The organism is Amycolatopsis sp. NPDC102389 (assembly GCF_044765885.1).
GTDB lineage: Bacteria > Actinomycetota > Actinomycetes > Mycobacteriales > Pseudonocardiaceae > Amycolatopsis.
Window position 1 is genome coordinate 1 of record NZ_JBIWKX010000020.1, and the last position, 17,335, is coordinate 17,335.

General features: G+C 68.8%; 15 protein-coding genes. 11 read left to right on the forward strand and 4 right to left on the reverse strand.

Annotation, left to right across the window (positions count from 1 at the left end; genetic code table 11):
* Window positions 1-333: 333 nt before the first annotated feature.
* Window positions 334-2,106, reverse strand: coding sequence for a serine/threonine-protein kinase (locus tag ACIRGA_RS18790; RefSeq protein WP_400942613.1), 1,773 nt, complete (start codon window positions 2,104-2,106; stop codon window positions 334-336).
* A 127-nt stretch (window positions 2,107-2,233) separates the two neighbouring features.
* Between ACIRGA_RS18790 and ACIRGA_RS18795 the strand changes: the two genes are divergently transcribed.
* From ACIRGA_RS18795 to ACIRGA_RS18820, 6 genes are all read left to right on the forward strand, one after another.
* The gene (locus ACIRGA_RS18795) at window positions 2,234-4,105 is read left to right on the forward strand and encodes a methylmalonyl-CoA mutase family protein (protein ID WP_400942615.1); all 1,872 of its coding nucleotides are present in this window, start codon (window positions 2,234-2,236) and stop codon (window positions 4,103-4,105) included.
* Window positions 4,105-6,273 (forward strand): methylmalonyl-CoA mutase, encoded by a 2,169-nt coding sequence (gene scpA, locus ACIRGA_RS18800; RefSeq protein WP_400942617.1) that lies wholly within the window; start codon window positions 4,105-4,107, stop codon window positions 6,271-6,273. Before ACIRGA_RS18795 ends, scpA begins: the two co-directional genes overlap by 1 nt.
* A gap of 2 nt (window positions 6,274-6,275) precedes the next feature.
* The gene (gene meaB, locus ACIRGA_RS18805; RefSeq protein ID WP_400942618.1) at window positions 6,276-7,274 is read left to right on the forward strand and encodes a methylmalonyl Co-A mutase-associated GTPase MeaB; all 999 of its coding nucleotides are present in this window, start codon (window positions 6,276-6,278) and stop codon (window positions 7,272-7,274) included.
* 57 nt (window positions 7,275-7,331) lie between these two features.
* Window positions 7,332-7,631 carry a hypothetical protein gene (locus ACIRGA_RS18810; protein WP_400942619.1) on the forward strand — a complete coding sequence of 100 codons (300 nt, stop codon included), beginning with the start codon at window positions 7,332-7,334 and terminating at the stop codon, window positions 7,629-7,631.
* A 239-nt stretch (window positions 7,632-7,870) separates the two neighbouring features.
* The gene (locus ACIRGA_RS18815; protein ID WP_400942621.1) at window positions 7,871-9,169 is read left to right on the forward strand and encodes an amidohydrolase; all 1,299 of its coding nucleotides are present in this window, start codon (window positions 7,871-7,873) and stop codon (window positions 9,167-9,169) included.
* A 237-nt stretch (window positions 9,170-9,406) separates the two neighbouring features.
* Window positions 9,407-10,249 carry an endonuclease domain-containing protein gene (locus ACIRGA_RS18820; protein WP_400942766.1) on the forward strand — a complete coding sequence of 281 codons (843 nt, stop codon included), beginning with the start codon at window positions 9,407-9,409 and terminating at the stop codon, window positions 10,247-10,249.
* A gap of 62 nt (window positions 10,250-10,311) precedes the next feature.
* On the opposite strand, the gene ACIRGA_RS18825 is transcribed toward ACIRGA_RS18820, so the two are convergent.
* Window positions 10,312-10,764 (reverse strand): gamma-glutamylcyclotransferase, encoded by a 453-nt coding sequence (locus ACIRGA_RS18825; RefSeq protein ID WP_185927259.1) that lies wholly within the window; start codon window positions 10,762-10,764, stop codon window positions 10,312-10,314.
* A 127-nt stretch (window positions 10,765-10,891) separates the two neighbouring features.
* Here ACIRGA_RS18825 and ACIRGA_RS18830 point away from each other — a divergent pair, with 127 nt between their 5' ends.
* The 5 genes from ACIRGA_RS18830 (at window position 10,892) to ACIRGA_RS18850 (ending at window position 14,960) form a co-directional block, all read left to right on the forward strand.
* Window positions 10,892-12,295: an NAD(P)H-quinone dehydrogenase gene (locus ACIRGA_RS18830; protein WP_063272373.1), complete on the forward strand. Its 1,404-nt coding sequence runs from the start codon at window positions 10,892-10,894 to the stop codon at window positions 12,293-12,295.
* 80 nt (window positions 12,296-12,375) lie between these two features.
* Window positions 12,376-12,840, forward strand: coding sequence for a hypothetical protein (locus ACIRGA_RS18835; protein WP_400942623.1), 465 nt, complete (start codon window positions 12,376-12,378; stop codon window positions 12,838-12,840).
* 213 nt (window positions 12,841-13,053) lie between these two features.
* Window positions 13,054-13,662 carry a hypothetical protein gene (locus ACIRGA_RS18840; RefSeq protein WP_400942624.1) on the forward strand — a complete coding sequence of 203 codons (609 nt, stop codon included), beginning with the start codon at window positions 13,054-13,056 and terminating at the stop codon, window positions 13,660-13,662.
* A gap of 135 nt (window positions 13,663-13,797) precedes the next feature.
* Window positions 13,798-14,451, forward strand: a complete 654-nt coding sequence (locus ACIRGA_RS18845; protein ID WP_400942625.1) for a class F sortase — start codon at window positions 13,798-13,800, stop codon at window positions 14,449-14,451.
* A gap of 5 nt (window positions 14,452-14,456) precedes the next feature.
* Window positions 14,457-14,960, forward strand: coding sequence for a hypothetical protein (locus ACIRGA_RS18850; protein WP_400942627.1), 504 nt, complete (start codon window positions 14,457-14,459; stop codon window positions 14,958-14,960).
* Window positions 14,961-15,041: 81 nt separating this feature from the next.
* On the opposite strand, the gene glpK is transcribed toward ACIRGA_RS18850, so the two are convergent.
* Both glpK and ACIRGA_RS18860 read right to left on the reverse strand, forming a co-directional pair.
* The gene (gene glpK / locus ACIRGA_RS18855) at window positions 15,042-16,553 is read right to left on the reverse strand and encodes a glycerol kinase GlpK (protein ID WP_400942629.1); all 1,512 of its coding nucleotides are present in this window, start codon (window positions 16,551-16,553) and stop codon (window positions 15,042-15,044) included.
* Window positions 16,554-16,566: 13 nt separating this feature from the next.
* The gene (locus tag ACIRGA_RS18860; RefSeq protein WP_400942630.1) at window positions 16,567-17,322 is read right to left on the reverse strand and encodes an MIP/aquaporin family protein; all 756 of its coding nucleotides are present in this window, start codon (window positions 17,320-17,322) and stop codon (window positions 16,567-16,569) included.
* Between the last annotated feature and the right edge of the window lie 13 nt (window positions 17,323-17,335).

A 17,335-nucleotide genomic window follows, 5' to 3' on the forward strand; every position in this document is an offset into this window, starting at 1 on the left:
GAATTGTTCTGTCGCAAGACCAATCGTCCCAAGTCAGAGGGCATCTGCGCGCCTACGACACGATCAACTCACCACAAACATCGGTGGATCCAGGTTAGACGCGGCGAAGGGAGCCTTCATCCCACCATCGGCCCGCCCAAGAACACGCCACGTTTGACCTTCGGCTCAAATAGAACCCTATTTGCCACTCACGACCCCCTTGTGAAACCGCTCAAAACGGACCAATCAGGCACTCCATTCTCAGGGAGAGGCCTTTGTGGACAGTGAGGTCGGGTGGTGGCTTCCGGCAAGCGGTCGTGCAGCGACACCTGGGTGCGGAGCCTCCCAACAGGCCTAGCCGTCGACGATGAACGACAACGCCACCGGCTCGAAGATCCCGGTCCTCGCGGAGTTCTCCTGCTCGATCGTCGAGGTCACCGACAGGATCCACAGGTCCGTGCCGCCGCTGAACAGGTCCATGTACGTCGTCCGCGTGATGCTCTCGTTCACCGAGTCCCTGGTGCCGGCGGCGCGCTCGCTCGTCCGGTACGTGTAACGCTGGCTGCCGTCGCCCCGGCCGGGCACCGTGGTGGGCCCGCCGATGGGGGCGATCTCCGGATGCTGGCTCTTCAGCCAGCTGAAGTAGGCGGGCGGCGCGCTGTCGGCCAGGAAGCCGGTCAGCCGCTCGACCCGGATGGTCTGGCGGCCGTCGGGCGAGACGTACTGGACCACCGTGCTCGGCACACCCCTGGTGACGTGCGGGGCGACGAACTTCTGCCAGCCTTCCGGGACACCGAGGCTGAACCGGCCGCCCTTGAGGCCGTTCACCGTGCTGGCGTCGCCCTGCTGCGTGATCAGTTTCGGCGGCGGCTGAGTGACGATCGTGTCGCCCTGCTGCACCTTCTCCGGCGGCCGCAGATCCTGTCCGCCGGCGGCCCTGGCCAGCACGAACCCGCCGCCAGCCGCCAGCAGGAAGAGGACGACCGACGCGAGCGCCAGCACCACGGTGCCCGCCGTCGACCGGCCCGGCCGTCGAGGCGGCGGCGGGGTGACGGTCGGCATCGGCGCGAGCTCCGCCGGAGGCGCGGGTGCCGCGGCGGGCTGGTTCAGGAACGGCAGCGGGCCGGGATCGGCGGCGAGTTCGGAACTCGTGCCCTCGCCCGGCTTTTCCGGCGCGACCGGCTTGAGCACCTGGGTGTCGGTGGCGTCCAGATGCGCGGTGGTCTTCTTGCCGTCGGGCGTGTGGAACAGCTCGGCGGGGAAGAGGTCGATGAGTGTCTTGGCCTGCAACGGGTACAGGCGCCGGCGGACCTCGCGCAGGGTGATCCGCTTCGACGGCTCCTTCTTCATGAGCGCGCCGATCACGTCGGCCAGCGGACCGGGGCCGGGTTTCGGCACCTTCCCGTTGACGACCTTGCCGACCGTTTCGAGCGGGTCGCCGTCGGCGTCGTACGGCGGCGAGCCTTCGATGGCGGCGAACAGCGTCGCGCCGAGACCCCACAGATCGGCGGCGGGGACGACGGCGCCGCCGGAAGCGACTTCGGGCGCGATGTAGGCGGGCGAGCCGAGCATCATCCCGGTGCGGGTCATCGTGGCTTCGGAGACGTTGCGCGCGATGCCGAAGTCCGTGAGCTTGATCCGGCCGTCACCCGCGACGAGGACGTTGCCCGGCTTGACGTCACGGTGGGTGATCCCGGCTGCGTGCGCGGCTTCGAGCGCGGACGCCACCGCGATGCCGACCGCCGCCGTCTGCTCGACGGTCAGCGGCCCGTGGTCGCGCAGGATGTGCGCGAGGCTGCGCGACGGCAGCAGCTCCATGACCACGAACGGTTCGTCGTTCTCGCGGGCGACATCGTGCAGGATGATCACGTTCGGGTGACTCAGGACGGCGATCGCGCGGGCTTCGCGCAGGGTCCGTTCGCGCAGTTCGTCGGCCTGCGACGTCGGGACGCCGGGCGGGAGGCGGACCTCTTTGACCGCGACGGGACGGTGCAGGAACTCGTCGTAGGCGGACCAGACCGTGCCCATCGACCCTGATCCGATGACCGAGCGCAACCGATATCGCCCCGCGACCACACGCTTCTCATCGCCGGGACTCTCGCTGGGCTCGGTGGTGTCGGACGGCACCGCCCAATTGTGTCGTATGCCCGCGTGACGGACCTATGCACCGTGCCCTGTCGGAGTGAATAGGGGTGCCTTAGGGGCGACTAGCGTCACAGGTAGGGGCTGTTGAAGGCCGTTAGCATCGTTGGTTATGACGGAAGTGGCCGAGACGGAGTCAGTGCCGACCCCTGGCGAGCCTGATGCGCCCGAGGAGCTGAAGCTCGCCGCGGAGTTCCCGGAAGCGAGCCGGGAACAGTGGCGGGAACTCGTCGCCGGCGTGCTGCGCAAGAGCGGCGCCATCGACGAGTCGTTCGACGGCCTGCCCGAAAGCAAGCTGGTCACGCGGACGTATGACGGCCTGGAGATCCAGCCGCTCTACACCGCCGAAGACACGGTCGAGGGAACAGGCTTCCCCGGTCTTCCCCCGTTCGTGAGGAGCGCCCGGCCCGAAGGCGCGGTGACGACCGGCTGGGACATCCGTGCCCGGTACGCGCGCCGTGACGCCAAGGCCACGAACGCCGCGATCCTCGCCGACCTCGAAGGCGGCGTCAGCTCGATCTGGCTGCGCGCCGGCGCGACCGGGGTCCCCGTCGCCGATCTCGGCGACGCGTTGAACGAGGTCTACGTCGACCTCGCACCCGTCACCCTGGACGCGGGCGAGGAGTACGAAGCCGCCGCGAACGAGCTCTTCGCGCTCTTCGCCGAGCGCGAGATCCCGGCGAGCGCGGTCTCCGCGACGCTCGGCGCCGACCCGATCGGCTTGACCGCGCGCACCGGTGCGGCGCATCCGCTCGCCCCCGCCGCGGAGTTGGCGGCACGCGTCGCCACCAGTCATCCGAAGGTGCGGACGATCGTCGCCGACGGCCTACCGTTCCACGAGGCCGGCGGCTCGGACGCGCAGGAGCTCGGCGCGGCCATCGCGGCGGGCGTCGCGTATCTGCGGGCGCTCACCGAAGCGGGACTGGACGTCGACACCGCGGCCGGGCAGCTCGAATTCCGGCTCGCCGCCACGGCCGACCAGTTCCTCACGATCGCCAAGTTCCGCGCCGCGCGGCGGCTGTGGGCCCGGGTCACCGAAGTCTCCGGTGGCAAGGGGGCGGGCATGCGGCAGCACGCGGTCACCTCGCCCGCGATGCTGACGCAGCGTGACCCGTGGGTGAACATGCTGCGCACCACGCTCGCCTGTTTCGGCGCCGGGGTCGGCGGCGCGGACGCGATCACCGTCCTCCCGTTCGACGCCGCGATCGGCCAGCCGGACGCGTTCTCCGCGCGGATCGCGCGCAACACGCACGCCGTGCTGCTGGAGGAGTCCAAACTGGCCGGTGTCATCGATCCGGCGGGCGGCTCCTGGTACGTCGAGAACCTCACCGACGAGCTGGCCAAGGCCGCTTGGCGAGAGTTCACCGCCATCGAAGCGGCAGGCGGGATCGAGGCGGAGCTGGCTTCGGGCGCGCTCGCCGGACGGCTCGCCGAGACCTGGGAAAAGCGGTCGAAGCGGATCGGGACCCGCCGCGATCCGATCACCGGTGTCAGCGAATTCCCCAATCTGACGGAGAAAGCGGTCGTTCGCGACCCGCTCGACGACGTGCCGGGCGGCGGACTGCCCCGGCATCGGTACGCCGAGGCCTTCGAGGCCCTGCGCGACCGGGCCGACGCGCACCCCAGCCGTCCCCGGGTCTTCCTCGCCACGCTCGGCCCGGTCGCGGCGCACACCGCGCGGGCGAGCTTCGCGGCGAACCTGTTCCAAGCGGGCGGGATCGAGGCGGTGAACCCCGGCGCCCCCGAAGATGTCGTCGCGGAATTCCGGGCCAGCGGAACGAAAATCGCCTGCCTCTGCGGAAGCAACACTTCCTACGCCGAAGAAGCCGACAGCGTCGCGAAGGCGTTGAGGGAAGCGGGCGCCACGTCGGTGCTCCTCGCCGGAAAACCCGGCGACCACCCGGATGTCACGGGTTACCTCTACACGGGCTGCGACGCCCTGGAAATCCTGACCGGCACGTTGAACGAGCTCGGAGTGCAGTGATGACCATCCCGAACTTCGCCGGAATCGAGCTCGGTTCCCCCGAACCGGCCGACCGTCCTCAGTGGACCGAAGCCTTGCAGGCCGCCACCGGCAAGGGTCCCGACGCGCTCGCGTGGGAGACGCCGGAAGGTATCGGCGTCAAGCCGGTGTACACCGCCGACGATCTGTCCGGAGTGGACTTCCTCTCGACGTATCCCGGTGTCGCGCCCTATCTGCGCGGCCCGTACCCGACGATGTACGTCAACCAGCCGTGGACCATCCGCCAGTACGCGGGTTTCTCCACCGCCGAGGAGTCGAACGCCTTCTACCGCCGCAACCTCGCCGCCGGGCAGAAGGGCCTCTCGGTCGCCTTCGACCTCGCGACGCACCGCGGCTACGACTCCGATCACCCCCGTGTCGCCGGCGACGTCGGCATGGCGGGCGTCGCGATCGACTCGATCTACGACATGCGCCAGCTCTTCGACGGCATCCCGCTCGACAAGATGAGCGTTTCGATGACCATGAACGGCGCCGTCCTGCCGGTGCTCGCGCTGTACGTCGTCGCGGCCGAGGAACAGGGTGTCACGCCGGACAAACTGGCCGGGACCATCCAGAACGACATCCTCAAGGAGTTCATGGTCCGCAACACCTACATCTACCCGCCGCAGCCGTCGATGCGGATCATTTCGGACATCTTCTCGTTCACCTCGCGGAACATGCCGAAGTACAACTCGATCTCCATCTCCGGCTACCACATGCAGGAAGCCGGGGCGACCGCCGATCTGGAGCTGGCGTACACGCTCGCGGACGGCGTCGAGTACATCCGCGCCGGTGTCGACGCCGGTCTGGACGTCGACAAGTTCGCGCCACGCCTGTCCTTCTTCTGGGCGATCGGGATGAACTTCTTCATGGAGGTCGCGAAACTCCGGGCGGCGCGGCTCCTGTGGGCCAAGCTGGTGAAGGGCTTCGAACCCAAGAGCTCCAAGTCGTTGAGCCTGCGGACGCACTCGCAGACCTCGGGCTGGTCGCTGACCGCGCAGGACGTCTACAACAACGTCGTCCGCACCTGCGTCGAGGCGATGGCGGCGACCCAGGGCCACACGCAGTCGTTGCACACCAACGCCCTCGACGAGGCCCTCGCCCTGCCGACCGACTTCTCCGCCCGCATCGCGCGGAACACGCAGCTGCTGCTGCAGCAGGAATCCGGCACCACGCGCGTCATCGACCCGTGGGGCGGCAGCGCGTTCGTCGAGAAGCTGACCTACGACCTCGCGCGCAAGGCCTGGGGCCACATCGCCGAGGTCGAGCAGGCGGGCGGGATGGCGAAGGCGATCGACGCCGGCATCCCCAAGCTGCGCATCGAAGAGGCCGCGGCGCGGACGCAGGCGCGGATCGACTCCGGCCGTCAGCCGGTGATCGGCGTCAACAAGTACCAGGTCACCGACGATGAACAGATCGACGTGCTCAAGGTCGACAACGCCGGCGTGCGCGCGCAGCAGCTGGAGAAACTGCGGCGGTTGCGCGAAGAACGGGACGAGGACGCCACACAGGACGCGCTGCGGCGGCTCACCGCGGGCGCCGAGTCCGACGGGAACCTGCTCGCGCTGGCCATCGACGCCGCGAGGGCGAAGGCCACCGTCGGCGAGATCTCCGACTCGCTGGAGAAGATCTGGGGGCGCCACTCCGGCCAGATTCGTACCATCTCCGGTGTGTACCGCGAGGAGGTCGGCAAGACCGAAAACGTCGAGCAGGCGCGCGAGCTGGTCGAGAAGTTCGCCGAGGAGGAAGGCCGCCGTCCCCGGATCCTGGTCGCGAAAATGGGCCAGGACGGCCACGACCGCGGCCAGAAGGTGATCGCGACCGGCTTCGCCGACATCGGTTTCGACGTCGACGTCGGCCCGCTGTTCTCCACCCCCGGCGAGGTCGCGCGGCAGGCGATCGAGGCGGACGTGCACGTGATCGGCGTTTCGTCACTGGCCGCCGGGCACCTTTCGCTGGTGCCCGCGCTGCGCGCCGAACTCGCCGAACTGGGCCGTGAGGACATCATCGTCGTGGTCGGCGGCGTCATCCCGCCGCAGGATTACGAGGAGCTGCGCGCGGCGGGCGCGGCGGCGATCTTCGGCCCCGGCACGGTGATCGCCGAAGCGGCGATCGACCTGATCGGACAGCTGACCGCCCAGGAGTCCTGACCTTGCCGCGCAAGATCGACGTCGGGGCGCTGGCCAAAGGCGTCCTCGCGGGTGACCGCGGCCTGCTGTCGCGGGCGATCACGCTCGTCGAGTCCAATCGCGAGGATCACCGGGCGCAGGCGCAGGAACTGCTGGTCGAACTCCTCCCGCACGCGGGCGGCGCGCGGCGGGTCGGCATCACCGGCGTTCCCGGTGTCGGCAAGTCGACTTTCATCGACCAGCTCGGCACGGATTTGACCGAGGCCGGGCACAAGGTCGCCGTCCTGGCCGTCGACCCGTCGTCGACGCGGACCGGTGGCTCGATCCTGGGCGACAAGACCCGCATGGCGCGGCTCGCGGTGGACCCGAAGGCGTTCATCCGCCCTTCGCCGACTTCGGGCACGCTCGGCGGTGTCGCGCGGGCGACCCGCGAGACGATCGTGCTGATGGAAGCGGCCGGATACGACATCGTGCTGGTCGAGACCGTCGGCGTCGGGCAGTCCGAGGTGACCGTGGCGAACATGGTCGACCACTTCCTGTTCCTGACCCTGGCCCGCACCGGAGACCAGCTGCAGGGGATCAAGAAGGGCGTTCTCGAACTCGCGGACGTCATCGCGGTCAACAAGGCCGACGGCGACCACGAACGCGACGCGAAACGCGCGGCCCGCGAACTGGCCGGCGCGCTGCGGATGATCTACGGCCGGGACGCCGAGTGGACGCCCCCGGTGCTGACCTGCAGCGCGCTCACCGACGTCGGACTCGACGAGGTCTGGGCCGAAATCGGCCGCCACCGCGACGTTTTGACCGCTTCGGGTGAACTGGACGAGCGTCGACGGCGGCAGCAGGTGGAGTGGACCTGGTCGATGGTGCGCGAGCAACTGCTCGGACGGCTCGGTGCGCATCCGGACGTGCGAGCGGTCGTTCCGGACGTCGAACGGGCGGTCCGGGACGGTGAACTGACCCCGACCCTGGCCGCACAACGGATTCTGGAGGCGTTCTCCGGTCCTCCGCGTGGCGGCTGACGCGGGAACCCGGCAGAGTGCAGAATCGGATTCGCGCTACGCCGACGAAAGGGAGTCATGCCGAAAAGGTCTCGTCTCGGGCAGCTGGCCGGGCTGATCGCCGCCGGGCTGGTCGTCTGCGCGCCGGTCGCGCAGGCCGTTGAGATCCAGGCGCCCGCGCCGGCGATCGCGCAGGCAGCGGCGGTGCACACAGTGCTCGAGCAGGCGCCTCCGGGCCCGGTGCTCGACCCCGCCGAGACCGACAAGGCCAACAGCCAGGAGACCAAGAACAAGGTCATCGCGGGCATCGCCGCGGCGATCCTGCTCGGCTTGGTGATCCTCGGCCGTCGCTCCCGTTCCAAGAAGAAGAAGTCCTGAACCGCTACCGGTAAGTAGAAGGACTCTCCGCTTAGCCCGGGCCGAACTCCCCGAAGCCGTTCAACGCAGATCCACTACCGGCCATCTCCGGCTCGATCACTCGACGAGCGGCTTGTCATCTGCATGGTGCACGATCTACCGCAAATGCGTATCACAGATCGAACGGCACCCAGCGTGTCTTCAGTGACCACCCGTACGGTGGTAGACGGAGGCAACTGTGTTGCGGGAGGAGGTGCGGCGTGACGGTGCTCGATTCACGTCCGGACATTCCAGGCGACCCCGAGGGTCGCGTCGTTTCCCCTATCGGGGCGTCCACCGCGCTGATCTCCGAGACCGGCGTCAGCATGGCACCTGTGCATGATCTGGGCGCCGGGCGCGGCCCCTTCTGGCTCGACGACTGGCTCCGCGCGAACGCCACCGACGTCGTCGCGTGGCGTCGTCGCATCCACGCGCACCCGGAGCTCTCCCGCCACGAGTTCGCCACGACCGAAATGGTCATGTCCCTGCTCCGCTCGGTGGGGCTCAAGCCATGGGTGCTCCCTTCGGGCACCGGCGTGGTCTGCGACATCGGCAGCGGTGACCGCTGCGTCGCGCTGCGCGCCGACATGGACGCCCTGCCGCTGACCGAGGCCACCGGGCTCCCGTACGCCTCCAAGACCGAAGGTGCCGCGCACATGTGCGGGCACGACGCGCACACCGCGATCCTCCTGGGCGCCGCCCGGGCGCTGGCGGGCGCGCCGGAGCTGCCGGGCCGCGTACGGCTGATCTTCCAGCCCGCCGAGGAGGTCATGCCCGGCGGCGCGCTCGACATGATCGCCGCCGGCGCGATGGAAGGCGTCGAGCGGATCTACGGGCTGCACTGCGACCCGCGGCTCGAGGTCGGCAAGGTCGGGCTGCGCGTCGGCGCGCTGACCTCCGCCGCCGACCTCATCGAGCTGCGGCTCACCTCGCCGGGCGGGCACACCTCGCGGCCGCACCTGACCGCGGACCTGGTGCACGCGCTCGGCACCGTGATCACGTCGCTGCCCGCGGTGCTTTCGCGGCGCGTCGACCCGCGATCCGGGACCGTGCTGGTCTGGGGCGCGGTGCACGCCGGGCAGGCCGCCAACGCCGTCCCGCAGGACGGGGTGCTGCGCGGCACGCTGCGTACCGCGGACCACGAGGTCTGGACGATGCTGGAGCCGCTCGTCGCGGCTTCGGTGGAGTCGCTGCTCGCGCCGACCGGGGTCGGCTTCTCGCTCGACTACCGCCGCGGCGTGCCGCCGGTCGTCTCCGATCCGGAGTCGCACGCGCTGATGCGGGCCGGGGTCGAGGCCGCGCTGGGCGAGACCGCCGTAGCCGGGACCGAGCAGTCGTCCGGCGGCGAAGACTTCGGGTGGTACCTGGAGCACGTCCAGGGCGCCTTCGCGCGGCTCGGCGTTTGGTCCGGCGAAGGCCCGATGGCCGACATCCACCGCCCGACCTTCACCCTCGACGAGCGTTCGCTGCTGTGCGGTGTCCGCACGCTGGTCCACACCGCCCTGGCCACCCTGGCCTGAGTTCCGCCTTCAATCACGCGAGTCACGGCTTCAATCACGCGAGTTCCGTCCCTGTGCACGGATGTTCGCCCTAACGGGTCCGAACATCCGTGCACAGAGTTATCCACAGCCTGGGCAAGTTGTCCACAGTGCTGAAATCGGCCCTTCCCAAAGGCGATCCGGTCTCCGATTCTCGAAGACGTGATCAACTGGGGAGGACGTCATGGAGCGGTCTTGCGTAGTGAGGCCGACAAGATCTTGGGGCGGCGAGCCGTCATCGAAGGGCTGGCGAGCGGAGTGCTGGCTCAGCCGTGGCGAGGCGTGATCGTCCACGCGGCGGATCTGCTCAAGTTGCCGTGCCTGGCGCAGGCGGCACTGCTCGCGGTCGGCGCGCCCGCGGTTCTTTCCGGCGCCACTTCTCTTGCCCTGCACGGGATTTCGGCTGCCGACAGCACGATCGTCCACCTGACCGTTCCCTACTCGAGACGGGTCGGATCGAGGTCGGGGCTGGTGGTGCACAGGGCCGAGTTCGAGCCGGCCGATGTGCTCGAACTGGACGGACTTCCGGTGTTCTCGGTGGACCGCGCATTGGCCGACCACCTCTGTGATGGCGACAAGCGAACCGCGTTCGCCGCGCTCGAAGAGGCGCTGCACAACCTCGTGCCGGACCACCGGGAGACCCTGCGCGCCAACGTCCGGGATCGCATCATCGACCGCCGCGACCGACGAGGTATCCACAGGGCGCAGATGCTGCTCGCGCTCGCGACGGGCGAGGCCGAATCGCCGCCGGAGAGCATTCTTCGCTTGATCGTGGTGGAGGCCGGGCTGCCGGTCCCGATCGCCCAGTACGAGATCGGCACCGTCGACGGGCGGAAGCTGTACGTGCTCGACCTCGCGTGGCCCGAGCTGCGTATCGCCCTGGAGTACGACGGTTACGCCGCACATGAGGGCAGGCGGGACTACGACGCGGAGCGGGACGCCCGAATGGCGGCGCGCGGGTGGATCACGATCCGCGCGACGGCGGCCGACCTGCGGGATTCACGACGGTTGCTGGCGGAGTTGCGCAGCGCGTTCGAGCGCCGTACGGCGCGACTCGCGTGATCGGCGGCGCGACTCGCGTGATTGAAGCCGTAACTCGCGTGATTGAAGGCGGGACTCGCGGGTCAGCCGCTGATGCCTTGGCAGGGGCGGGTGCGGAGCGCGTCGACGTAGTCGGCGGGGGCGCCGGCGGCTTCGGCCGCGTCGGCGAGGACGCCGAGGTAGCGCGCGGACGGGAGGCCGCCCTCATAGGCGTCCAGGACGTACAGCCAGGCCAGGACGGAGCCGTCCATGGTCTGCACGCGGAGCCGGATCTTGGAGTGGATGCCCAGCTCGCCGCCTTCCCAGCGGTCGAGGTTGGGTTCGTCCAGCGAGGTGACGTCGTACAGCACCACGAAGACCCGGGAGCCCGGGTCTTCGACGATGGTCGCCAGCGCGCCTTCCCAGCCGAGGTCTTCGCCCCCGAAGGTCAGCCTCCAGCCCTCCAGCCAGCCGGTGCCGGCCATGGGCGAGTGGGGAGCGCGCTCCAACATCTGGGAGGGCTCCATATTGGATCCATACGCGGCATACAACGGCACGGCCACAGCCTAGCGACCTACCGGTCACCCGGCTGGACGCACATGCCGTGTCCGGCCACTCAATCCGCCCAACGGTCGCCCGCGTACGGTAAACGCAGTCATGGACACGACTGCGAGGAGGAGACCGGTGACCAAGATCGTGATCATGGGCGGAGGCCCCGCCGGTTACGAAGCGGCACTGGTCGCGGCCCAGCACGGAGCCGACGTCACCATCGTCGAACGGGACGGTCTCGGCGGCGCGTGCGTGCTCTACGACTGTGTCCCGTCGAAGACGTTCATCGCCTCCTCCGGCGCGCTCGCGAACATGCACGACCTCCGCGAGCTCGGCATCAACACCGACATGGCCGACACCAGCGTCGACCTGCCGACCGTCCACGGCCGGGTGAAGGGCCTCGCGCTCGCGCAGTCCGCCGACATCCGCGCCCGCGTCCAGCGCGAGGGCGTCCGTGTCGTGATCGGCCAGGCCCGCTTCGACGACGAAGAGACCGGGCTTGCCACGCACAAGGTCGCCGTCACCGCCCCCGACGGCTCGACCGAGGTGCTCGACGCCGACGTCGTCCTCATCTCGACCGGCGCCACCCCGCGCGTACTGCCCGGCGCGGTGCCGGACGGCGAGCGCATCCTCGACTGGCGCCAGCTCTACGACCTGCGCGAACTGCCCGAGCACCTGGCCGTCATCGGTTCGGGTGTCACCGGTGCCGAGTTCGCCTCGGCCTACACCGAGATGGGCGTCAAGGTCACCGTCGTGTCCAGCCGCGACCGCGTGCTCCCGCACGAGGACGCCGACGCCGCCGCCGTGCTCGAAGAGGTCTTCTCCCAGCGCGGCACCACGGTCGTCAAGCAGGCCCGTGCCGACAAGGTCGAGCGCACCGAAAAGGGCGTCGAGATCCACCTCTCCGACGGCCGCGTGATCGAAGCCAGCCACGCGCTGATGACCGTCGGTTCGGTGCCCAACACCACCGACATCGGCCTGGAGAAGGTCGGCATCGAGCCCGGCCCCGGCGGCTTCATCGGCGTCGACCGCGTTTCCCGCACCAGCGCGCCCGGCATCTATGCCGCCGGCGACTGCACCGGCGTGCTCATGCTCGCTTCCGTGGCCAGCATGCAGGGCCGCATCGCGATGTGGCACGCCCTCGGCGAGGGTGTCGCGCCGATCAAGCTCAAGACCGTCGCCGCCAACGTCTTCACCCACCCCGAGATCGCGACCGTCGGCATCAGCCAGCAGGCGATCGACTCGGGTGAGGTGCCCGCCCGCACCATCATGCTCCCGCTCGCGACGAACGCCCGCGCGAAGATGGAAGGCCTGCGACGCGGTTTCGTGAAGCTGTTCTGCCGCCCCGCCACCGGCGTGGTCGTCGGTGGGGTGGTCGTGGCGCCGACGGCGAGCGAACTCATCCTTCCCATCGCGCTCGCCGTCCAGAACCAGCTCACAGTGGAACACCTGGCACTGACATTTTCGGTGTACCCGTCGCTGTCGGGGTCGATCACCGAGGCGGGCCGCCAGCTCATGCGGCACGACGACTTGGACTGATCTTCGCCGGTCGAGCAACCTTCGCGGGGGTGCCCGCGTCTAGCGCGTGTCGGTGTTTCGTTGACAGCTAGGGGTTTTTCGTGATTCGCAGGGTTCTCGCCGGAGTGGTGGCGATCGGTGCGGCGGTGCTGGCGGGGCCGGCGACCGGATTCGCCCAGCAACCCCAGCCGGATCCCGGTGTCACGGTGCAGCTCAACGACGACACGGCCTACGAACTCGGGCTCGTCAACAAGTACGTGCACGGCGACTCGAACGTGGCACTGGCGCAATGCCCCGGCGGCGACGGGATGAAGGCGCCGACGTCGACGACGTTCTCTTCGCCGGTGCTGACCATCGGGAAGTACGACTACGGCCCGCTCATCGGCGTCCCGGCGAACGTCAGCGCCGACGTGGTCCTCAAAGAGGGCACCGCGCCCGGCCGCTACCCGCTGACCGTCAACTGCAACGGAAAGTCTTATACGACAACGTTTTCCGTTCCGCCCCGGCAGGTGAGCGCGGTGCCCGCCGGTGCCGCCCACGCGGGTGACGGCAGCATGGCTTCCTGACTTCCTTCCCTTTTGGAGCCGCTCTCGGACCAGTTCCGGGGGCGGTTTTTTCATGCCGGGAATTCGCGACCATTCCGTGATGAAACCAGGCAACCCGACCCACCGGTGAGGCGTCATGAGGGTGTCGGAAAAACAGAGAACCGCCACTGGGGGAACAGGGGCGCGGGATTCTTCCTTCCGATTTCCGTCCACATTATTTTCAGGGGTATTCCAATGAAGCGCACCATCATGCTCACCGCCGGTACCGTCGCCGGATTCCTTCTTTTCGCGCCGGGCGCCGCTCTCGCGACTTCTCCGACAAATGCTCCGTCGTCTTCGTCTTCTCCGGCCCCTTCGCCGTCGGGGTCTTCGGAGTCACCGACCGAAGACCCCGACGGCCCCGGCCCGCACGCGTCGCCCGTCGGAATCCTCAAGGACCTGACCCTCTCGCCCGCCAAGGGCAAGCCCGGGGACCGGGTGAAGCTGGACTTCCAGTGCGCCACCCGCGGCAACGAGTTCGGTCCGAAGGTCACTTCGGCGGCCCTCAAGGTCGACTCCGCGAACTCCATCGACTCCGCGAAATGGTCGGCGACGGTCAAGGACGTCAAACCGGGCAAGTACCCGGTGACGCTGACCTGCTGGGGCCAGAAGTCGACGGTCACCTTCGAGGTGCTCGGCACGAAGAACCAGGTCGCGAAGGTGCCTTCCGGTGCTCCGCAGACCGGTGGTACCGACGGGCCCGCCGACTACACGGGTGTCCTCGCCGCCGTCGGGGGCGGCCTCGCGCTGGTCGCGGGCGGCGCCGGGTTCGCGGCGTACCGTCGTCGCTCGGTGAAGGCGTAAGCGACCGCGATCGTTTCGTGACCCGGGCGGGCAACCGTCCGGCCCCGTCTGGCGTTTGGCAGTCATGGGGGTGAACGACGAGCCGGTCCCGGTCTGGGGGCCGGGACCGGCTCGGTGTGCCCCCGGGAGGTGGACATGAAAGCGAAATGGTGGCGAGGGCGACGGGCTCCGCTGGTGCTCGCGGCCGTCCTGTTGGCGGTTTTGGCGACGCTGGCGATCGTCCTGTCCGGTCCGGGGGAGACCGGTCAGGCCGCTCCTCCAGCGGGCACGGTGCGGACCGAGGCGGTGGCGTCGCCGAGCGCGGAGCCGCAGGCCGAGCCCGCTGCAGGGATGCCGAAGGCCGATCCGGTGTCGATCGACGTGCCGAAGATCGAGGCGAAGTCCAGCCTGATCCCGCTCGGGCTCAACGCGGACAACACCGTCGAGGTGCCGCCGGTTACCCAGCCGCTGCAGGCGGGCTGGTACGAGAACGGGCCGACCCCGGGGGAGGTCGGGCCGTCGGTGATCCTCGGGCATGTGGACGGCAACAAGCAGAAGGGCATCTTCTTCCGGCTCAAGGAGCTGGCACCCGGTGACAAGGTCTCGATCGCCCGCAAGGACGGCACGACGGCCGAGTTCGCGGTCACGAAGGTCGAGCGGGTGGCGAAGGACAAGTTCCCCACCGACGCCGTCTACGGCGACACCGCGGAACCGGAGCTGCGGCTCATCACCTGTGGCGGGGTCTTCGACAAGGCGTCGCGCAACTATCTCGACAACATCATCGTTTTCGCCCGGTTGATCGCGAGGTGAGCTTCATGATCAGGTCCGCCTTGGTGCTGGTGTGCGGAGTGGCGTTGGCCGTCCCGGCCGTCGCGTACGCACAGGAAGCCCCTTCCACGAGCCCCAAGGCGGATCCGTATCCGTTCCTCGGGCTTTCGCCGCAGCAGTCGGTGGCGGGGGAGGAGATCCTGGTCTCGGTCGGGTGCCCGGTCGGCGAACTGGGCGAGGTGACGTCGAAGGTGTTCGACCGTATCGGCGAATTCACGGTGACCAACGAGGCTCCGGTGATCCAAGGGGCCGTCGCGCATATCGACGCCAAGGCGCGGCCTGCCTTCTACACGATCACGGCGATCTGCAAGACCACGACGATCAGGGCGAACCTCCAGATCGTGCCGGACAAGACGCCGACGTCGTCGAGTAAGCCTCCGGCACCGAAGCCGACAGTTCGGCCGAAGCCTTCTTCGCCGAGAAAGCCGGCTTCGGGTCGTCAGGTTTCGAAGATTCCGGTGGGGGCGCCGCAGACCGGCGGCGGCATTTAGTCCTCTGAACGCGCCAAGTAATGAAGGCCTCCTTGAGGGACGCAGGGTCCCTCAAGGAGGCCTTCACGGACAAACGGGAGATCAGTCTTCGTCGACCCAGTCGAAGGTCTTCGTGACCGCCTTCTTCCAGTTCCGGTACTCCGACTCGCGGCGGGACTCGTCCATCGACGGGTCCCACTGCTTGTCCTGCGCCCAGTTGTTGCGGATGTCGTCTTCGCTCTTCCAGAAGCCCACCGCGAGACCGGCCGCGTAGGCCGCGCCGAGCGCGGTGGTCTCGTTGACCACCGGCCGGATCACGGGCACGCCGAGGATGTCGGCCTGGAACTGCATGAGCAGCTCGTTGACGACCATGCCGCCGTCGACCTTCAGCGACTTCAGCGGGACACCGGAGTCGGCGTTCATCGCGTCGATCACCTCGCGCGACTGGAACGCGGTCGCCTCCAGGACCGCCCGCGAGATGTGGCCCTTGTTGACGAACCGGGTCAGGCCGACGATCGCGCCGCGGGCGTCGGAACGCCAGTACGGCGCGAAGAGACCCGAGAACGCCGGCACGAAGTACGCGCCGCCGTTGTCCTCGACGGTGCGGGCGTGCTGCTCGACCTCGGCCGCGGAGCCGATCAGGCCGAGGTTGTCCCGCAGCCACTGCACGAGCGAACCGGTGACCGCGATCGAGCCTTCGAGCGCGTACACGGTGTCGTTCGAGCCGATCTTGTAGCAGACCGTGGTGAGCAGCCCGTTGTCCGACATGACCTTCTCGGTGCCGGTGTTGAGCAGCATGAAGTTGCCGGTGCCGTAGGTGTTCTTCGCTTCACCCGGCGAGAGGCACGCCTGCCCGAAGGTCGCCGCCTGCTGGTCGCCCAGGATGCCCGAGATCGGGACGCCGGCCAGCGCGCCCTTCTCCCGGACCTTGCCGTAGGTCTCCGACGACGACCGGATCTCCGGCAGCATCGACAGCGGGATCGACATCTCTTCGGCGATTTCGGCGTCCCAGGCCAGCGTGTCGAGGTCCATCAGCATGGTCCGCGACGCGTTGGTCGGATCGGTGACGTGCACGCCGCCGTCGACCCCGCCGGTCATGTTCCACAGCACCCAGGTGTCCATGTTGCCGAAGATCAGGTCACCGGCTTCGGCCCGCGCGCGGGCACCGTCAACGTTGTCGAGGATCCACTTGATCTTCGGTCCGGAGAAGTAGGTCGCCAGCGGCAGGCCCACCTTCGCGCGGTAGCGCTCCTGCCCGCCGCCGAGCGCGCCCAGGTCGCTGACGATCTTGTCGGTGCGGGTGTCCTGCCAGACGATCGCGTTGTACACCGGCTTGCCGGTGGTGCGGTCCCAGACCAGCGTGGTCTCGCGCTGGTTGGTGATGCCGACCGCGACGATGTCGCTCGCGACCAGGTCCCCCTTGGCCAGCGCGCCCGCGGCGACGGCCCGCGTGTTCTCCCAGATCTCTTCGGCGTTGTGCTCGACCCAGCCCGCCTTCGGGAAGATCTGCTCGTGTTCCCGCTGGTCGACGGCGACCACCCGGCCGGAGTGGTCGAAGATCATGCAGCGGGTCGACGTGGTGCCCTGGTCGATCGCGGCTACGTACGAAGTCATCGAAGCTCCAGTCTCAGGTCAGGTTGTGGACGGCGAGGAACAGCAAGGCGGCCAGGGCACCGCCGACCAACGGGCCGGCGACCGGGATCCAGGAGTAGCCCCAGTTCGGGTTGGCCTTGTTCTTGATGGGCAGCAGGAACGCGTACGCGATGCGGGGGCCGAGGTCTCGGGCCGGGTTGATGGCGTAACCGGTCGGGCCACCGAGGGACTGGCCGATGACCAGCACGACGAACGCTACACCCGCGTAGCCGAGCGCGGAGTTGCCGAAGTTCGGCGTGCCGCCCTCACCCGTGGGGTTGGCGTAGACCGGGCTGAGCAGGATCCACGCGACCAGCACGAAGGTGCCGATGATCTCGGTGACGAGGTTCCACGCCTTGTTCGGGATCTGCGGCGCGGTCGAGAAGATGCCGAGCGTCTCGTCGCGCTGCGGGTGGTCGTCGAACTGCAGCTTGTAGGCGGCCCAGCAGAGCACGGCGCCGAGGATCGCGCCGACCATCTGCCCGGCGAAGTAGATCGGGACGTCCGCCCACTTCGTCTTGTCCGCGATGGCGAGCCCCAGGGTCACCGCGGGGTTCAGGTGCGCGCCGCTCGGCGCGGCGATGCTGGCACCGGCGAAGACCGCGAACGCCCACCCGAGGGTGATCAACACGACGCCGCCGCCGTGGCCGTTGTTCTTCCGCAACACGTGGTTGGCGACCACGCCGTTACCCAACAGAATCAGGACCGCCGTTCCCAGCAGCTCCCAGACGAATATGGCTCCTGCACTCACCGCTTGACCTCCA

Coding starts and splice junctions, on each gene's coding strand:
- ACIRGA_RS18795 (WP_400942615.1), top strand. CDS start 2,234: ATGACGGAAGTGGCCGAGACGGAGTCAGTGCCGACCCCTGGCGAGCCT.
- scpA (WP_400942617.1), top strand. CDS start 4,105: ATGACCATCCCGAACTTCGCCGGAATCGAGCTCGGTTCCCCCGAACCG.
- ACIRGA_RS18810 (WP_400942619.1), top strand. CDS start 7,332: ATGCCGAAAAGGTCTCGTCTCGGGCAGCTGGCCGGGCTGATCGCCGCC.
- ACIRGA_RS18840 (WP_400942624.1), top strand. CDS start 13,054: ATGAAGCGCACCATCATGCTCACCGCCGGTACCGTCGCCGGATTCCTT.
- ACIRGA_RS18845 (WP_400942625.1), top strand. CDS start 13,798: ATGAAAGCGAAATGGTGGCGAGGGCGACGGGCTCCGCTGGTGCTCGCG.
- ACIRGA_RS18850 (WP_400942627.1), top strand. CDS start 14,457: ATGATCAGGTCCGCCTTGGTGCTGGTGTGCGGAGTGGCGTTGGCCGTC.
- glpK (WP_400942629.1), bottom strand. CDS start 16,553: ATGACTTCGTACGTAGCCGCGATCGACCAGGGCACCACGTCGACCCGC.